Genomic DNA, 15,950 nt, shown 5'->3' with positions numbered 1-15,950 from the left:
GGACGGTTCTCCGAGCCGAACACGGCCGGGCGGGGCCGTCGACCAGCGAGTGGCCTCCGGAGTCGCGCCGGCCCGCCGACCCTGCTCGGATAACCTCGGATCCCGACCGAGAGGCACGCATGAGCAACGATCCCGCACCGTCCGCGCCCACTCTCGAGGCCGTCGCCGCCCTCGCCGGAGTCTCGCGCGCCACGGTCAGCCGCGTCGTGAACAACTCCCCCCGGGTCAAGGAGGAGGCGGTCCGCGCCGTCCGCAGCGCCATCGACCAGCTCGGCTACGTGCCCAACCTCGCGGCGCGCTCGCTCGCCAGCCGCCGCACTCGGGCCATCGCGCTCGTGGTGCCGGAGTCGACCGCGAAGGTGTTCGCGGATCCGTTCTTCGCCTCGGTGGTGCAGGGCGCCGCGCTGCGACTGGCCGAGACCGAGTACACCCTCAACATCGTCATCGCGTCGGAGGCGACCCCCGAGAAGACGCGGCGCTACCTGCTCGGCGGCAACGTCGACGGCGCCCTCGTGGTCTCGCACCACAGCGGCGACCACTCCTACGCGCGCACCGCCTCCGCCCTGCCGATGGTCTTCGGCGGCCGCCCCCTCGTCGACGAGAGCGACGGCTACGTCGTCGACGTCGACAACGTCGCCTCCGCCCGGTCGATGGCCGAGCACCTGCTCGGTCTCCCCAGGCGCCACCCGGCGATGATCGCCAGCAGGCAGGACATGCCGGCCGCCATCGACCGCCTCGCGGGCTGGCGCTCGGCCGTGGTCGCGGCGGGGCTCGACGACTCGCTGGTCGAGTACGGCGACTACTCCCTCGACGACGGGGCCGCGGCGATGACCCGCCTGCTCGACTCCGGCCGCCCGATCGACGCGGTCTTCGCCTCGAACGACCAGATGGCGGCGGGCGCCCTGACCGTGCTGCGGGCCCGGGGCATCGCCGTGCCCACGGAGGTGGCGCTCGCCGGGTTCGACGGCGACACCTTCGCGCAGGCCGGCGACCCGCCGATCACCACCATGCGCCAGCCGACGACCGGCTTCGGCGCGACCATGGCGGAGGTGCTGGTCCGGGTGCTGTCCGGCGAGGACGTCCCGCAGACGACGATCCTCGAGACCGAGCTGCTGGTGCGCGGCTCGACGGTGGCGGGGGCCTGAGGCCCGGGCCCGCTCAGCACGGCTGCGCGGCGCAGCCGGTCAGTCGGGGCGCGACGAGCCGTCCGTCGGCCACTCCGCGTACCACTCGCTGTCCTCCGCGACCTGCTGGTCCTCGAGGCGGACGGGGTGCGACAGCAGCTTGCTCCGGCGCGACTCCATCTCGGCGACGGTAGCCGCGTCGCCGGGCAGCGACTCCGGGCCCTCGGCGCTGTCGGCGAAGAGCTGGCTCGACGGGCCGACGAGCATCTCGGCCTCGTCGTCGGCGCCGTCCTCGGTGAGTCCGGCGAGCATCACGGTGTCGGAGGCCTGGGCGAGGGCGAGATCGCGGGCGTAGGCGAGCAGGGCACGGGAGACGGCGTCCCCGATGAGGATGCTGCCGCCGGCGTATCGGAGACGTTTCATGCAGTCAGCTTCCGTTCTGCTCCCGGGGGAGCACGAGGGGGTTCCGGTCCGGCGGACGCGCCGCTACGGGCTCACAGGGCCGCGGTGCGGGAGGGCTCCTCGCTGATCCGGAGGCCGGACGCGGTGTACGAGTCCTGGAGGAGGCGGCGCACCCAGTCCGCGTTGATCGTCGGCGCGCGGCCCCCGTGGAACTTGAAGCGGAGCGGGATCGCGGGGTGCAGCCAGAGCGAGGTCCGGCCGCTCCCGCTCGCGGTGGAGTCCCTCCACGAGAAGTAGAAGGCCTCGTTGCGGCCGAGCTTCGCGCCGATCACGACCTGCAGATGCGCCAGCAGGCGGTCGTCGAAGTCGGCCTCGAGCGTCGAGTCGTAGATGAGTCGTCCCAGGGGGTCCCCCGCCGTCGGGTGCACCGCGGAGGATGCCGGCCGCACGAAGGGATCGCGCGGATGGTGACCTCGAACCTACGCGTGTCTGGCCGATGAACGAGTGCTTCCTGAGAGATCTACGCGTACTTGACGAGAGTGGGTTGGGCGTGCAGTCCCCCCGGCGTCGCGGCGTCCTGGGACGACGAAGCCGCCCGACCCCGGTGAGGGGCGGGCGGCTCCGGGGTCGTGCGAGTCGACTCAGTGGTCGTCGCGCTCGATGCCACGGGTGCCCGACTTCGCGAGACCGCGGCTGACGAGGTAGCCGACGGTCACGAAGGACACGTACATCCAGGCGTTGTCGGCGCCGAAGCCCTGTCCGTCGTCACCGTTGTCGGTGACGGCAGCGGCGACGAGGATCGCGATCGAGATGAGGAGGAAGGCCCAGAACTCGGTGGTCTTGAGCGAGGCCTTGGTCTCGGTCGCGACGAGGCGGGTGGGGGTGGTCTGGGAGTTGGTGGTCGTCATGGTGCTCTCCATCGGTAGGGGCAGATGGACGGTGTTTCCGTGAGGCGCCGCGGTGGCCCCTCTCTGCTTGCGGTGGCAAACCTACGATGCGCTCCACCCTGGCTGAGAGAGGGTTGACAGTTCGCGGGGAGAGAACGGCGCGTGGCGCGATGCGACGGGTGGCGCGTTTCGGTCGAGGCAATCCCGGACCGTCGAGACCGCCCTGAAGAGCTGGCTCCCTCGACGGTTCGGGGTTCCCTCGAGGAGCGGGTGGGTGGCGCGGGTCAGCGGGCGACGGCCTGCGGGGCCTTGGCGGCGGAGGTCAGCAGGGAGGCGCCGGCGACCACCACGAGGACGACGATCATCGCGCCGCGCAGGCCGTAGTGCTCGCCGAGGAAGCCGAGCAGCGGCGGCCCGACGAGGAACGCGACGTAGCCCGCGGCGGCGACCGCGCCGACCGTGGTGGTGGGGTCGTCGCTCTCGCCCGCGGCCGACAGGGTGACCGGGAAGCCGAGGGCCGCTCCGAGTCCCCAGAGCAGCACCGCGAGCCCGGCGACGACGACGCTGTCCGAGAAGACGACGAGGGCGATCCCGACCGCCGAGACGAGGGCGCTGACGCACAGCACCGCCGGCTTGCCGAAGCGCGCGAGCAGGGGCTCGCCCGAGAAGCGGCCGATGGTCATGGCGAGTGCGAAGCCGGCGAAGACCAGCGAGCCGATCGTTGCGCTGGCGCCGTGGCCGTCGACCATGATCAGCGGCAGCCAGTCGCCGGCGGACCCTTCCGCCAGCGCGAGCGCGAGGACGATCAGGCCGAGGAACACGATGCGCCGCTGCTTCCAGACCGCCAGCTGGGCGAGGAGCCCGGGGGAGCCGGCGCCGCCCGACTCCTGCCGCCCCGTCGTCGCCGGGATCTTCGGCACGGCCCAGACCATCGCGGCCAGGGCGAGGGCGGAGACGACGAGCAGGTGGATCCAGACGGGGAACGCGATGGCCGTCATGGCGATGCCGGCGAGCGCGCCGATCACCGAGCCGAGGCTGTAGCAGCCGTGCAGGACGGGCAGGATCGACCGGCCGGACGCCTGCTCGATCGCAGCTCCCTCGATGTTGATCGCGATCTCGGCCAGGCCGAAGCCCGCGCCGACGCCGACCAGCCCGACGAACACTCCCACGCCTTGACCGAGGCCGGCCGTGGAGGCGAGGAGGGCGAGGCCGGTGACGAAGGAGGCGCCTCCGATCACGATGGGCCGACGCGCCCCGAACCGGCGCACCAGGGCCGCCGAGCAGAGGATGCCCGTCATCGAGCCGACCGAGATGCCGAAGAGGATCAGACCCATCTCGGCGGTGCTGGCCTGCACGAGGTCGCGGACCGCCGGGGTGCGCACGATGAACGACGCGAGGCCGATGCCGATCGTGAGCATGAAGGCGTAGATCGCGGCCCGGCGACGGCGGAGCGGGGCCGACAGTGCCGGCCGGGCGGGGGTCCGGGCGGCGTCGACACTCATGCTCCGAGCCTACGGGGAGGCGCCGACACGACGGGCGGCGGCACCCGAGCCGGAGGTGCTCCCGGAGGCGCTCAGCGCTCCAGCCCTGCCGGCTCCCGCAGTGCCGCGACGACGCGGTGGCGCCCCGGGCCGAGCGGCCGCGCCTCCGCCCCCTCGAGGTCGAGCACCGCGGAGGCGCCCACCGGCACCTCGACCTCGACGCTCAGCTCGTCGCCCGCCAGGGTCCACGCGATCGATGCCCGACCGTAGGGAGTGAGGTGCGCGGCGCTCGCCGAGGTCAGGCCGCCGCCCGGCCGGGGCCGGAACAGGATCGAGCGGTACCCCGGCTCGGCGGGCGAGAGCCCGGCGACCACGCGGTGCAGCCAGTCGGCCACGGCGCCGAGCGCGTAGTGGTTGAACGAGGTCATCGTGCCGGGGTTCACGGTGCCGTCGGGGAGCTGGCTGTCCCAGCGCTCCCAGATCGTCGTCGCACCCTGCGTCACGGGGTAGAGCCACGACGGGCACTCGCGCTCGAGCAGCAGCGCGTAGGCGCGCTCCGTCCAGCCCGTGCCGGTGAGGGCGTCCGAGACGATCGGAGTGCCGACGAAGCCGGTCGCGATGCGGTTGCCCGCCGCGGCCACCAGCTCGGCGAGGCGAGCGCCGGCGGCCGGACGCAGCGACTCGGGGATCAGCTCGAACTCGAGGGCGAGGGCGTAGGCGGTCTGGGCGTCGCTCGTCATCCGGGCGTCGTCGCCGACGTAGCGGGCGACGAAGGCGTCGCGCACCTCGGCGGCGAGGGCGAGGAACCGTGCGGCATCCGCCTCGTGGCCGAGCACGCGGGCCGTCTGCCCCAGTCGGCGGGCGGAGTGGGCGAAGTACGCGGTCGCGACGAGGTGGCGGTCGGTCTTCGCGTCGGCCGGGTCCTGCGGCGGAGCGTCGGGGTCGAGCCAGTCGCCCAGCTGGAACCCCTCGTCCCAGAGCCGCGACGGCCCGGCGAGCCGCTCGACGAGCTCGACCCACGCCTTCGCGCTGTCGTACTGGGCCGCGAGCACTCCGGTGTCGCCGAAGCGCTCGTAGAGGGTCCACGGGACGAGCGCCGCCGCGTCGCCCCACGCCGCTCCGGGTCGCAGGGGCGTCCACATCTGGTGGGCGGGGATCACCGGCACGTACCAGGGCACCGTGCCGTCGGGCAGCTGCTCGGCGGCCACGTCGCGCAGCCACGACGAGAGCATCCCCGAGACGTCGAAGAGGAAGGAGGCGGTCGGCGCGAAGACCTGGATGTCGCCCGTCCAGCCCACCCGCTCGTCGCGCTGGGGGCAGTCGGTCGGGATGTCGACCATGTTGCCGCGCATGCTCCACAGCACGTTCTCGTGCAGGCGCTCGACGAGCGGATCGGAGCAGGTGAACCAGCCCGTGCGCTCGAAGTCGGTGTGCAGGACTCGCGCCACGACGTCGCCCGTCGCGACGGCGGCCTCGAGGTCGCCCGGCCAGCCGTCGACCTCGACGAAGCGGAACCCGTGGAAGGTGAACCGCGGCTCCCACTCCTCCGACTCGCGCCCCGCGAGCGTGTAGACGTCGGTCGAGCGCGCGTCGCGCAGCGGCCGCGTGTACAGCTCGCCGTCCTGCATGATCTCGGCGGTGCGGAGGGTCACCGTCGCACCGCGCGGGCCGCTCACGCGGATCCGCATCCGGCCCACGAGGTTCTGCCCGAGGTCGAGCACGGAGCGTCCGCTCGGCGTGCTGAGCACCGCGACGGGGCGCACCTCCTGCGTGCAGCGCACCGGCGGGCCCTGCGGCGCGACGAGGGTCGCCGGGTCGCGCTCGGCGAGGGCGACCGGGCTCCAGGCGGAGTCGTCGAAGCCGGGCGAGGACCACCCGTCGCGCTCCTCGCGGGCGTCGTGCACCTCGCCGTCGTAGTTGCCGGCGACGAGGATCGGGCCGGGGGAGGCGCGCCACGAGCCGTCCGTGGCGACGGTCTCGCGTCGTCCGTCGGCGTAGACGATCTCGAGCTGCGCGATCAGCGACAGGTCGGTGCCGTAGAGATTGCGGAATCCGCCGCGCCAGCCGAGGCGACCGCGGTACCAGCCGTCGCCGAGCCACGATCCGATCGCGTTCTCGCCCGCGACGAGGGCCTCGGTCACGTCGTAGGTGTAATAGCGCAGGCGGCTCTCGTAGGCCGTCCATCCGGGCGACAGGGTGTCGTCGCCGACGCGCGCCCCGTTGAGCTCGAGCTCGTACATCCCGTGGGCGCTGGCGTAGAGGCGGGCGGAGGCGACCTCGCCGTCGACCGTGAAGACGCGGCGCACCAGCGGGGGCCGGCGGTCGCTCTCGGGATCCTCCGGCCAGGAGGCGCCGACCGGCGCGGCGACCCAGTCCTCGGGCTCGAGCAGGCCCGCCTCGACGGGAGTGGGCCGGCCCCAGGGGGCGTCGTCCTCGCCGCGCCCGAAGACCCGCACCCGCACGGCGACGCGCTCCCGGCTCGTCAGGGGAGTGAACGGCCAGGGCACGAGCACCGAGTCGGTCGAGGCGACGCGTCGGCGCTCGACGGAGCCGTCCGCGTCCCTCCGCTCGACCTCGTACGACTCCTGCCGCCAGTCGTCGCCCGCGCGGCTCGTCCACGACAGACGCGGCCGGCGCTCGCCGATGCCGAGGGCCGCGCGGTGGTGCTCGATCCGGGGGGAGGAGGGGATGGCCACCGGAGCGCCTCATTCCTGCTGGGGCGGCGCGGGATGCTCCCGAGCGCCGACGGAGGTCGCGACAGGTCGCTCCGCCGACTCGGCGTCTCGACTCTGACACGTTTCAAGTGAGCGCCACTATAGCCGCACGACGGCCTGTTGACACGTTTCAAAATGCGGGACAGGATGGCAGGGCCCGAGCGGGAGCCCGGTGCACCACAAGGATGTGGACCGGACGACGTTCCGGCCTCGGACCCAGGAGAGCGACGATGGCGCGATCACCTCGAGTGGCCCTGGTGGGCACTCTCGACACCAAGGGCGACGAGTACGCCTGGATGGCGGAGCGGCTCACGACGCTCGGAGTCGAGGTCGTCCTGGTCGACGTCGGGATCGGCGCCCACCGCGGACCGACCGCCGACGTCACGGCCGCCGAGACGGCCCGCGCGGCGGGCACCGACCTCGATGCGCTCCGCACCGGAGGCGACCGCGGTGCCGCGATGACCGCGATGGGCGAGGGCGCCGCCGTCGTGCTCGACCGGCTGCAGCGCGAAGGGCGGCTCGACGGCGTCCTGGCTCTCGCCGGCAGCGGAGGCACCTCCATCGCCGCCCGCGCGATCCGCGACCTTCCCCTCGGGCTGCCGAAGCTGCTCGTCTCGACGATGGCCTCCGGCGACGTCTCGCCCTACGTCGGCGCGAGCGACGTGACCATGACCTACAGCGTCGTCGACATCGCCGGCATCAACAGCCTCTCGCGCGAGATCCTCGACAACGCCGCGGGCGCGATCGCGGGGATGGCCGCCTCCTTCGCCGCTCGCCGCGAGGCGCCGACCGAGGAGACGGGCCGCCCGCTGATCGCGGCGACGATGTTCGGAGTGACGACCCCCGCGGTCGACGTCGCCCGCGCCCGCCTCGACGAGCTCGGCTACGAGGTGCTCGTCTTCCACGCGACAGGGTCGGGCGGCCGCGCCGTCGAGGCCCTCGCCCGCTCGGGGCACCTCGCCGGCGTGCTCGACCTGACCACCACCGAGCTCGCCGACGAGCTCGTCGGCGGAGTGCTGACCGCCGGGCCCGAGCGGCTCGAGGCCGCGGGTCGCGCGGGCCTCCCTCAGGTCGTCAGCCTCGGCGCCCTCGACATGGTCAACTTCGGACCGCGCGAGAGCGTGCCCGAGCGCTTCCGCGAGCGCCTCCTCCTCGTGCACAACCCCACGGTGACGCTGATGCGCACCACCGCCGCCGAGAGCGCCGAGCTCGGCGCCCTGATCGCGCGGAAGCTCGTGGCGGCGACCGGGCCGACGGTCCTCGCCGTGCCGCGCGGGGGAGTCTCGGCGATCGACGTCCCCGGCGGAGTGTTCGCCGACTCCGAGGCCCTCGCCGCTCTCCTCGAGGCGGCCCTCGCGGGAGTCGCGGGGTCGCACGTGCAGGTGATCGACTCGCCGCTCGCCATCAACGACCCCGAGTTCGCCCGCGCCGCCGCCGACGCCCTCGACGCGCTCCTGGGCGCGCCGCGACCCGAGAGGATCTGAGATGGACCGCACGACCGCACTCGCCCGCCTCCGCGCCACCATCGACGCGCGCCGACCCGTCATCGGGGCCGGAGCCGGCACCGGCCTCTCGGCGAAGGCCGCCGAGGCCGGGGGCGCCGACCTGCTCATCATCTACAACTCCGGCCGCTACCGGATGGCCGGCCGCGGCTCGCTCTCGGGCCTGCTGGCCTACGGCGACGCCAACCAGATCGTCGTCGAGATGAGCCGTGAGGTGCTCCCGATCGTCCGCGACACTCCCGTGCTCGCCGGCGTGAACGGCACCGACCCGTTCCGGCGGATGGAGGTGTTCCTCGACGAGCTCGCGCGGCTCGGCTTCGCCGGGGTGCAGAACTTCCCGACGGTCGGGCTCTTCGACGGAGTGTTCCGGCAGAACCTCGAGGAGACGGGGATGGGCTTCGACCTCGAGGTCGACATGATCCGCCTCGCCGCCGAGCGCGACCTGCTCACCGCGCCGTACGTGTTCGACGTCGAGACGACGGTGGCCATGACGGAGGCGGGAGCCGACGTGATCGTGCCGCACATGGGCCTGACCACCAGCGGCACCATCGGCGCGCAGACCGCGCTCACGCTCGAGGAGTCGGCCGCGCGGGTGCAGGAGATGCGCGACGCCGCGGTCGCCGTGAATCCCGACGTCATCGTGCTCTGCCACGGCGGGCCGATCGCCGAGCCCGCCGACGCCGCGTACATCCTGCAGCACACCCACGGGGTCGCCGGCTTCTTCGGCGCCTCCTCGGTCGAGCGCCTGCCCACCGAGCGGGCGATCCGCCAGCAGCTCATCGACTTCACCGCCATCCCGATCGACTGAGGAGACCACCGTGTCCACTACTCCCCCTCCCACCTCCGCCCAGGCCGGCCGCCGCCCCGACGAGGTGCCCACCAGGGTCTTCGACTGGGGCACCATCAAGTGGCTCGTCACCCCGCACCTCGACGGCCCCGTCGGCCTGACCACCGGCGAGGTGATCATCTATCCGGGGCAGGGTCACGACCCGCACGCGCACCCCGGCGAGGAGGAGGTCATCTACGTGATCTCGGGCGAGGGCGAGCAGACGGTCGGCGACGGCCCGGCCTTCCCGATCCGCGAGGGCGACGCCCTGCACATCCCCCGCGACACCGTGCACTCGACCTACAACACGACGTGGAGGCCGCTGCGCCTCCTCGTCGTCTACACGCCCGGCGGCGCCGAGACCGGACTCGACACCCTGCCCGGCGCGCGGATCCTCGAGCCCGGCACCGCCCCGCGCTGGTCGCAGGCCTGATGCCGGTCTACGAGCCCGGCTCGTGGCTCCATCCCGGTGATCGCCCGGACTGGTGCGCGATCGGCACGATCGGCCGCTTCGCCGTGCCGCTCGAGGGCGGCCGCTTCGACCGGCACCACCACGACGATCACGAGGTCTGGTTCTTCGCCGAGGGCAAGGGCCGGATCCTGGTCGACGGCGCCGAGCGCTACGTGCAGGCCGGCGACATCGTCCTCACGCAGGCGGGCGACGTGCACGACATCGTCGCCGTCTACGAGCCGATCCGCGGCTTCTTCACCGAGACCGGCCTGCTTGCCGGCGGTCGCACCGGGCACCTGCACGCCGACGAGGCGGACGCGGCCGGACACGAGGTCCCGGCCCTCCCTCTGCCCGCCGACTTCCCCCTACGCTGACCCGGTCCGCACCCCTCCTCCTCCTGACAGGATCCCCATGCGCATCGCCGTCACCGGCTGCTCCGGCACGCTCGGCACCGCGACCCTCGAGCGGCTGCTCGCCGACGGCCACGACGTGATCGGCCTCGACCGGGTGCCGCCCTCGGTCGCGGTGCCCTTCACCCGCGTCGACTTCACCGACTACGGCCAGGCCCTCGACGCCGTGCTGGGCGTCACCGCGCGGCACAGCGGAGTCGACGCGATCGTCCACCTCGCCGCGATCCCGGTCAACGGCCTGGTCCCGGATGCGACCACGTTCCACTCGAACATGACGGTCTCGTTCAACGTGTTCCACGCGGCGCTGCGGGCAGGGGTGCAGCGGATCGTCTACGCCTCGAGCATCACGGCGATGGGCTTCCCCTTCGTCGAGCCGCCGGCGTCGCTGCCGCTGACGGAGGAGGGGGGCGACCGCGCCAACAACACCTACGGCCTCGTGAAGATCCTCGAGGAGGCGATGGCGAAGCAGCTCGTCCGCTGGGAGGGGGAGTGCTCGATCACCGCGCTGCGCTTCACCAACGTCACGCGGGCGGGCGAGTACCGCCGCTTCGTCGAGCGCGCCGGCGACCCGGCGTACCGCCGCGATCTGCTGTGGAGCTACATCGACGCCCGCGACGGCGCGAGCGCGATCGCGCGGGCGCTGGAGGTCGGGAGCCCGGGCTTCGCGGTGTACGACATCGCGGCATCGGACACGGGGTCGACGATCCCGTCCGCCGAGCTCGTCGCGGGGGCGTTCCCGGAGGTGCCGCTGACGCGGGCGCTGGAGGGGTTCGAGACCGTCGTGTCGATCGACCGGGCGCGCGCGGGGCTCGGGTGGGAGCCGGTGCACCTGTGGCGCGGGGAGGCGGAGCTCGAGGGGGCGCTCTGAGGGGGGCCGCCACCTCCGGCGGCGGAGTCCGGTCGAGTCCCGCCCGGCGGCGGATTCGACGGAGGGGAGGGTGCCGACCGCCGGATCCGAACAGAATGAAACGAATACGATTCTGCACCGCGGGTCGGACTCGAATCGGATGTCGGTCGAGCTGATCCGGCGATCCGCGTGCCACGGCGCGACGATCCTCCCCTGGCACCGGCAGGGCGCGCGACAGCGAAGTGATTTCGCGCCACCGCCGTCACCCGGGCGGGGCTATGAGGTCTCGTCCTCATGTCCTTCGTCTCTCGAACCTCGGCCGTCGTGCGTCGCACCGCGACCCGGCTGCCGCGTCCGCTGTCCTCGCCCCTCCTCTGGCTGGTCGCCGCCGTGGGCGCTCTGTACGCGGTCCACGCCCTCAGCCGGTACCGGCAGTTCCTCACCGCGGGCTACGACCTCGGCATCTTCGACCAGGCGGTGCGCGCCTACTCGCGGTTCGAGGCGCCCACGTCGGCGCTCAAGGGCATCGACGCGAACCTCCTGGGCGATCACTTCCACCCGATCCTCGTCGTCCTCGCCCCGCTCTACTGGCTCTGGGACGATCCCCGCACCCTGCTCCTCGCCCAGGCCGTGCTCGTGGCCGCTGCCGTCGTACCGGTCTGGCGCTTCTCGCGACGGCGGTTCGGGAGGCTCGCTGCGATCGCCGCGTCCTCGGCGCTGGCGTTCGGCTGGCCGATCCAGAAGCTGGTCGACTTCGACTTCCACGAAGTGGCCTTCGCCGTCCCGCTGCTGGCCTGGGCGATCGACGCGCTCGACCGCCGCCGCGATCGCGAGCTGCTCGTCGCGCTGGCGCTGCTCCTCCTGGTGCGCGAGGACATGGGAGCGCTGGTCGCCTGCGTCGGAGTCCTCTACGCCGTCCGGCGCCGCCGCCCCGCACGCGGCGCGCTGATCGCCGCCGGAGGGCTCGTGGCCTTCGTCCTGATCGTCAAGGTCGTCATCCCGGCCATCGCCGGCAGGGACTACGGCTACTGGGACTACTCCGTCTTCGGCACCGACATGGCGTCGTCGATCGCGACGGTGGTCGCCGATCCCGGTCTGACGCTGACGACCTTCTTCACACCCCTGGTCAAGACGCAGACCCTGCTCGCACTCCTGGCGCCGCTGCTGCTCCTGCCGCTGCTGTCGCCGATCTCGCTCCTGGCGCTGCCGATCCTCCTCGAGCGCTTCCTCGCCGATCGTCCGGCGCTGTGGTCGGCCGACTTCCACTACAACGCGCCGGTCTGGGTGATCCTCTGCTTCGCCGCCGTCGACGGTCTCGCCCGTCTCCGGAGGCTCCTCGCGCGACGGCCGGCGGCGATCAAGAGGGTCCCGGCGCTCGCTCTCGTGCTGCTCGCCGCGGTCCCCCTCCTCGGGTCGACGGCTCTCGCACCGCTCACCGCAAGGATGTTCCCACTGTCGCGGATGGTGACGGGAGACGCCTTCCGCTGGGACGCGCACATGCGCGATCAGGCCGCGATCCTGCGCCTCGTCCCGCCGTCGACCTGCGTGATCTCGGACGACCGGATGGCCTCGCACCTGACCCGCACGAACCGGGTGACCATCCCGAGCATCGACGGACCCGTGCCCGACTACTACCTCCTCGACCTGTCGCAGCCGGTGCCGTCATCGACGGACGAGGGCTGGACGTCGAGGGACGTGCTCGGCCTGGCCCAGGAGGCGGGCTACCGGCTGACGGAGCGGCGGGGATCGATGGTGCTGCTCGCGGCGGGCGACGGCGCGGAGCCGTCGCCGGGCTGCGCGCGCTGAGCGGGCTCCGGGCGAGACGCCGAGAGGGTGCGGACCGCCGTCGCAGCCCGCACCCTCTCCCGACCGCGGCGCGATCAGACGCGGCAGCGCCAGCCGCTCGCGCTCTGGTTGACGACGACCGCGACGGCGCTGGGAGAGACCTGCTGCTTGCAGGCCAGCGCGACGTTCACGCCGACCAGGCCGGCTCGCGTGCCGCACCGCCAGCCGTCCCAGCGGTTGTTGATGTTCGTCGCGAGGCTCGGAGAGCCGGTGCCGCTGGCCACGTTCTGCGCGCAGTACTGCGCGATGCTGACGTTGTAGTCCGCCGCCTGGGCCGGTGCGGCCGCCGCGATCGAGACTCCGCCGACGAGTGCGAGTGCTGCACCAAGAGACGCCAGCCGCTGCGAGATCTTTCTGTCCATGGTCTTCATCGTGATGTCCTCTGTGTCGAGTGAACGCGGTCCGGAGGCCCCGGATGCACCGCTGGTCCCTTGATACGGCGGGCGATACGTTGTGGGGGAGAAGCCCCTCGGGAGGTCCCATGCCCCGGCCGCGTCATCCGCTCGGTCCCGCGCAGACGCCGATGCAGCAGTTCGGTCGTGAACTCCGTCGATGGCGGGAGGCGCGGGGCCTCAGCGTCGAGGAGCTCGCTCGAGTCGTCGGCAGGGACAGGCGGACGATCACCGGCGCGGAGGAGGGCAGGGACTGCCCGTCGGAGCGGGTCATCCACCACCTCGAGGAGCAGCTGCGCAGCGGCGGACTCCTCCTCTCGCACTACGACGCCGTCCTCGCGGCGAGGCGGCGCGAGAAGCTGAACCGCTTCGAGGCTCCGAGCGGCATCTCCCCGGAGGCGTCGATGGACGATGCGTCCGAGTTCGTCGGGGAGACCGTCGCCGATGGGACGATCATGGCCCCCGGCCAGCACTTCGAGAAGAGCTGGACGATCCGGAACGCCGGGTCGGTGCGGTGGAGCGGCCGGCTGCTCAGCCGGGTCGGCATCGCCGCCAGTCCGGGACTCATCACGACGCCGCGCTCCTTCGAGATGCCCGACGTCGACCCGGGCCACGAGCTCCACGTCGTCATCCCCTGCGTCGCGCAGTACGTGCAGGGGACCAGCATCGCCGCCTTCAAGATGACCGACGCCGAAGGACGCCTCTACTTCCCCTTCACCCGGTACTCCGTGGGGCTGCAAGTGCAGGTGACCGTCGTCGAGCGGTTCGAGCCGGGGTCGAACGCCTGATCGTCGTCGGTGCCGACGGAGGAGAGCGCCTGGATCGATGCCCACGGACGGCGAAGGGTGCGAGCCCCCGAGGGAGCCCGCACCCTTCCGGATCACGCGAGGATCAGCAGGCCTGCCCCGCGCATCCTTCTGGCGACCGCCACCGCGACGTTCGGCGCCGGAGTCGATGCCGGGAGCGCCGCCTGGACCTCGGTCGCGGGGATGATCGAGAACGGCGTGAGCGCGATCCTCGCCGAACTCGAACCGCCCTCTCTCCGCGGTGCGTCGGCGAACTCGACGCGGCTCCTCCGGCGCGCCCACGTGATCATCCGCGCCCGCCACCGCGACTCCGCGTTCTCGCCGCGCGCGCTGGCGACCGAGCTCTCGGTCTCGACGAGCGGACTGTACTTCGCGTTCTCGGAGACGGGGGTGACCCCCGCGCAGGCCATCCGCTCGGCGCGCGCAGCGTCGGCTCGGGCGATGCTCGACCGTCGACGGTCACCGGCGCAGCTCGACCTCGACGAGGTCGCAGAGCTGGCGGGCTTCTCGACGACGGCGAAGATGGTGGCGGCACTGCGAGCTTCGTAAGGCGGCAGCGAGGTGAGGACTTGCAACGTGACCAGGGGCGTCACCATCCGTGCATACCGCGACGGCACCGACGGTCCGTCTCGCCGATCTCCCCTCCGCATCACGGAGTGTCCATGTGTGTCAGTTCGATGTGACGATCACCGCGATGAGAGCTTCCACGGCTCCGCCGCACGGGGCGGCGGCAGTGATGGGCGGTGCGGAGCAGCCGTCATGCCATTACGCTGACGATCTCTTCGCGGCGTTCAGCAGGCGCGAGCGATGTACGAGATGTACGCAGCCGAGCTGGTTCCGTCGTTGGAGAAGGGCGAGTAGCTGATGACGTTCTCGGCGACGAGCGTTCCCTGCCCGGGGATGTAGAGCTTGCCTGAATCGGTCAGGGCTGCGCGGCTCGAGGACCTGTCGGCATCGACCGAGACGAAGGTCTCCGACAGGGAGTTGACCGGGTCGGAGGTGGTGGTCCCGGTGCTCGTGTTGTAGAGGAAGACGTCGCCACTCGTCGTCGTGTAGGTGACGTAGGCGACTCCGTTGGCGGCGTAGGGCTGGTAGGACGTCACGTTGTCGGCGACCTTGGTGCCCGTTCCCGGGATGTAGAGCGCTCCGTTGTTCGTCAGGGCCGCTCGGCTGCTCGATTCGTCGGCTTCCACCGACACGAAGGTGAGGCCCGGGAGGTTGTCGTTCGTCGTGACTCCCGTCGACACGTTGTAGAAGTGGACTGTGCCGTTGGAAGTGACATAGGTGATGTACGACGTGCCTCCGTTGGTGTAGGGCGCGTAGGAGATGACGTCATCGGCGACCTTGGTGCCCGTTCCCGGGATGTAGAGGGCTCCCGTGTCCGTGAGTGCGGCCCGGTGGGAGCCGGTGTTCCCCTCGACCGAGACGAAAGTGCCCGACACGGTGTCCGTGGTCGAGGCTCCCGATGAGACGGTGTAGTTGTGAACCTTGCCATCGGAGGTCACATAAGTGATGTAAGGGGCCCCGTCCGAACCCGCATAAGGCGAGTAGGAGATCACATCACTGGCGACCAGGGTGTTCTGGCCCGGGATCAGGAGCTGCCCGTCGCTGCTGAGCACCGCGCGGTTCGAGGCGTCGTTCGTGTCGACCGACACGAGTTCGAGGCCTCGGGCGTTGACCGCATCGGAGGTCGTGACACCAGTGCTGACGTTGTAGAGGAGCGACTTGGCGGGGGCCGCCGTGGAGCTGACCGGCGCCGTGGTCGCCAGCGTTCCGGAGGTCGCCGAGAAGGCGCTGTCACCGCCGCCGGCGGGGACCTCGATGTCGGGGAGGGTGATGGTGCCGTCCGCGCCGGAAGTGGCGGAGAAGGTGGTGGACCCGTCCGAGAAGGTGTAGCCGTCGCTGAGGGTGACGCTGATCAGTTCGCCGGGAGCGGGCGTCTGTCCGTCGGTGGTGCGCTTGACCTGAACGCCGGAGATCACTCCGCAGCCGGTGCCGGAGTACGAGGGCTGCGTGAACGCGAGGGTCGGCTGGTTCGAAGCGGCTGCCGCGGGCGTCGCCGCGGCGACCGCCACGACCGGGATCGTCCAGGCGGCTCCCTGCACGATCGTGCGGCGCTGGACGCGGCCGTCGCCGTCTCGGGCGATCCAGTCGAGCTTCGTGGCGTCGTTCTCGTTCGGCTTGCTCATGCGTGGTCCGTCTTTCTCTCATCGGGAGGGGAACGAGTGAGAGAGTCTCGGATCGGGCTCGACCTGTCCGGTCC

The 15,950-nt window shown here is 72.1% G+C and carries 16 protein-coding genes; 9 read left to right on the top strand and 7 right to left on the bottom strand.

The window, feature by feature from the left end; translation table 11 throughout:
• The first annotated feature begins 119 nt into the window (after positions 1-119).
• The gene (locus GRS96_RS02360) at positions 120-1,145 is read left to right on the top strand and encodes a LacI family DNA-binding transcriptional regulator (RefSeq protein ID WP_159987626.1); all 1,026 of its coding nucleotides are present in this window, start codon (positions 120-122) and stop codon (positions 1,143-1,145) included.
• A 39-nt stretch (positions 1,146-1,184) separates the two neighbouring features.
• Here GRS96_RS02360 and GRS96_RS02355 read toward each other — a convergent pair whose 3' ends face one another.
• The 5 genes from GRS96_RS02355 to GRS96_RS02335 form a co-directional block, all read right to left on the bottom strand.
• Positions 1,185-1,547 carry a hypothetical protein gene (locus GRS96_RS02355; RefSeq protein ID WP_159987625.1) on the bottom strand — a complete coding sequence of 121 codons (363 nt, stop codon included), beginning with the start codon at positions 1,545-1,547 and terminating at the stop codon, positions 1,185-1,187.
• Between the two features lie 71 nt (positions 1,548-1,618).
• Complete coding sequence (locus GRS96_RS02350; protein WP_328612389.1) at positions 1,619-1,975, bottom strand: DUF7882 family protein; 357 nt, start codon at positions 1,973-1,975, stop codon at positions 1,619-1,621.
• Positions 1,976-2,167: 192 nt separating this feature from the next.
• Positions 2,168-2,434: a hypothetical protein gene (locus GRS96_RS02345; protein WP_159856250.1), complete on the bottom strand. Its 267-nt coding sequence runs from the start codon at positions 2,432-2,434 to the stop codon at positions 2,168-2,170.
• Between the two features lie 263 nt (positions 2,435-2,697).
• Positions 2,698-3,915 carry an MFS transporter gene (locus tag GRS96_RS02340; protein WP_159987624.1) on the bottom strand — a complete coding sequence of 406 codons (1,218 nt, stop codon included), beginning with the start codon at positions 3,913-3,915 and terminating at the stop codon, positions 2,698-2,700.
• A 71-nt stretch (positions 3,916-3,986) separates the two neighbouring features.
• Complete coding sequence (locus GRS96_RS02335) at positions 3,987-6,590, bottom strand: alpha-L-rhamnosidase (protein WP_159987623.1); 2,604 nt, start codon at positions 6,588-6,590, stop codon at positions 3,987-3,989.
• 248 nt (positions 6,591-6,838) lie between these two features.
• Here GRS96_RS02335 and GRS96_RS02330 point away from each other — a divergent pair, with 248 nt between their 5' ends.
• The 6 genes from GRS96_RS02330 (at position 6,839) to GRS96_RS02305 (ending at position 12,450) form a co-directional block, all read left to right on the top strand.
• Positions 6,839-8,092, top strand: coding sequence for a Tm-1-like ATP-binding domain-containing protein (locus tag GRS96_RS02330; RefSeq protein WP_159987622.1), 1,254 nt, complete (start codon positions 6,839-6,841; stop codon positions 8,090-8,092).
• A gap of 1 nt (position 8,093) precedes the next feature.
• Positions 8,094-8,918, top strand: a complete 825-nt coding sequence (locus GRS96_RS02325) for a phosphoenolpyruvate hydrolase family protein (RefSeq protein WP_159856258.1) — start codon at positions 8,094-8,096, stop codon at positions 8,916-8,918.
• A 10-nt stretch (positions 8,919-8,928) separates the two neighbouring features.
• Entirely contained in the window at positions 8,929-9,369 is a 441-nt protein-coding gene (locus tag GRS96_RS02320; protein ID WP_159856260.1) for a cupin domain-containing protein, read from the top strand.
• A complete protein-coding gene (locus GRS96_RS02315) occupies positions 9,369-9,761 on the top strand; it encodes a cupin domain-containing protein (RefSeq protein ID WP_159987621.1) in 393 nt (130 codons plus the stop codon). The genes GRS96_RS02320 and GRS96_RS02315 overlap by 1 nt, the downstream gene beginning before the upstream one ends.
• 37 nt (positions 9,762-9,798) lie before the next feature.
• Complete coding sequence (locus tag GRS96_RS02310) at positions 9,799-10,665, top strand: NAD-dependent epimerase/dehydratase family protein (protein ID WP_159987620.1); 867 nt, start codon at positions 9,799-9,801, stop codon at positions 10,663-10,665.
• A 273-nt stretch (positions 10,666-10,938) separates the two neighbouring features.
• Positions 10,939-12,450, top strand: coding sequence for a DUF2079 domain-containing protein (locus GRS96_RS02305; protein ID WP_159987619.1), 1,512 nt, complete (start codon positions 10,939-10,941; stop codon positions 12,448-12,450).
• 74 nt (positions 12,451-12,524) lie between these two features.
• Here GRS96_RS02305 and GRS96_RS02300 read toward each other — a convergent pair whose 3' ends face one another.
• Complete coding sequence (locus GRS96_RS02300; protein ID WP_159856360.1) at positions 12,525-12,851, bottom strand: hypothetical protein; 327 nt, start codon at positions 12,849-12,851, stop codon at positions 12,525-12,527.
• Between the two features lie 119 nt (positions 12,852-12,970).
• Here GRS96_RS02300 and GRS96_RS02295 point away from each other — a divergent pair, with 119 nt between their 5' ends.
• Together GRS96_RS02295 and GRS96_RS02290 are read left to right on the top strand one after the other, a co-directional pair.
• Positions 12,971-13,669: an NBR1-Ig-like domain-containing protein gene (locus tag GRS96_RS02295; protein ID WP_159987618.1), complete on the top strand. Its 699-nt coding sequence runs from the start codon at positions 12,971-12,973 to the stop codon at positions 13,667-13,669.
• A 57-nt stretch (positions 13,670-13,726) separates the two neighbouring features.
• Positions 13,727-14,236 carry a helix-turn-helix domain-containing protein gene (locus GRS96_RS02290; RefSeq protein ID WP_159856270.1) on the top strand — a complete coding sequence of 170 codons (510 nt, stop codon included), beginning with the start codon at positions 13,727-13,729 and terminating at the stop codon, positions 14,234-14,236.
• A gap of 242 nt (positions 14,237-14,478) precedes the next feature.
• On the opposite strand, the gene GRS96_RS02285 is transcribed toward GRS96_RS02290, so the two are convergent.
• Entirely contained in the window at positions 14,479-15,876 is a 1,398-nt protein-coding gene (locus GRS96_RS02285) for a hypothetical protein (RefSeq protein WP_159987617.1), read from the bottom strand.
• Positions 15,877-15,950 lie beyond the last annotated feature (74 nt).

Source organism: Rathayibacter sp. VKM Ac-2803 (assembly GCF_009807175.1).
Classification (GTDB): Bacteria; Actinomycetota; Actinomycetes; order Actinomycetales; family Microbacteriaceae; genus Rathayibacter.
This window is presented reverse-complemented; position numbering and strand designations above follow the sequence as displayed.